The sequence below is a fragment of the Methylophaga sp. UBA4204 genome (assembly GCF_002379485.1).
Lineage (GTDB): Bacteria > Pseudomonadota > Gammaproteobacteria > Nitrosococcales > Methylophagaceae > Methylophaga.
This window is the reverse complement of the sequence record NZ_DFTU01000068.1, coordinates 1-1263: the sequence shown is the minus strand read 5'-3', so window position 1 is coordinate 1263 and position 1263 is coordinate 1. Positions and strand designations below refer to the sequence as shown.

Below are 1263 nucleotides of genomic sequence, written 5' to 3'. Positions count from 1 at the left end.
GATTTATGGCGTGAAGTTGAACGTCGCGCGCAGAAGTTGCTGGCGGAATAATGGTCATGTTGACTGCTCAAAGTTTATTAAAAGAATTACCTGCCGCTTTTCCAATTGAGTTAGAACTGGGCGGCACAAAATATCAAATTCTGTCGGTATTACGTTTTCTGGCCGGGCGGCGAATTGTTTTACATGCCAGCAACGATAGTGGCGAATTTGTGCTCAAGTTGTTTGCTGCCCAAGGTAAAGGTCAGCAGGAATATCAACACGAACTGACAGCGCATCAACATTGCAGCCAAGCCGATATCGCCGTCGCGCTGATTTTGCAGCATGCCGATGATCAGCAGGGCGTTAGTTTTATCGTCTATGCCTTTTTGCCCAAAGCGGTGACATTGAATGCTTTGTCAGAAGAAGCGTTTCCGCTAACGGCCTTATTTGATTTGTTTGGCCGTTGCCATCAAAACCAGTGCTATCAGCAGGATCCGCATCTGGATAATTTTGTGTTTTCCAATAACACTTTGTATCTATTGGATTTAGCTTCAGTGGTTTGTCCGAAAAAACCGCTAAAAATGGCGACCTGCCTGAATAATCTGGCACGGTTGATGGCACAGTTTCCTCTGGAACAGCAGGAGTGGTTGTTGAATGGCTTGCCCGCTTATTTCGCTGCGCGAAATATGGTGCTGGATCCTATTGTTGAGCAACAATTACTCGGTAAGATCAAAAAAGCTCGCGACTATCGACAAGCACATTATCTGAAAAAGCAGTTTAGATCCTGCACCATGACCCGTTATCAAAAATCACTGATGCTCGAGGCGGCATGGCGTGGCAATTTATCTTCCGCTTTAGCAGAGCAGCCGCTAACGGTATTAAATCAAGCCATGCAGGATGGGATTTCTCTGAAAAAAGGCAACTCTGCTACCGTTGTCAAAAGAGAGCTGGCGGGACAGCAAGTGGTGATTAAACGCTATAACATGAAAACGCCTTGGCATTTTTTACGACGTTGTCTGCGGAAAAGTCGCGCCAATGTGTCCTGGTACAATGCCAATCTGCTGGAATTTCTGGGTATTGCTACACCACAACCTCTGGGCTTTGTTGAACAGCGGTTTTTCGGGCTGCGGCATAAAGCCTATTTTATCTGTGAGCATATTGCCGGACGTTCGTTAGCGGACCTTTCTGACTCGGAAATTCAGCAACCGCAGATGCTGCAGCAAATCAGCGATTTATTTGAGCAATTACGTCTGCATCATATTTATCATGGTGATTTAAAAGCCA

1 protein-coding gene is annotated in these 1263 nt (G+C 45.8%); it reads left to right on the top strand.

What is annotated here, in order from left to right; translation table 11 throughout:
- Positions 1-56: 56 nt before the first annotated feature.
- A partial coding sequence (locus B3182_RS10015; protein ID WP_292752628.1) for a lipopolysaccharide kinase InaA family protein occupies positions 57-1263 on the top strand: 1207 nt, incomplete at its 3' end.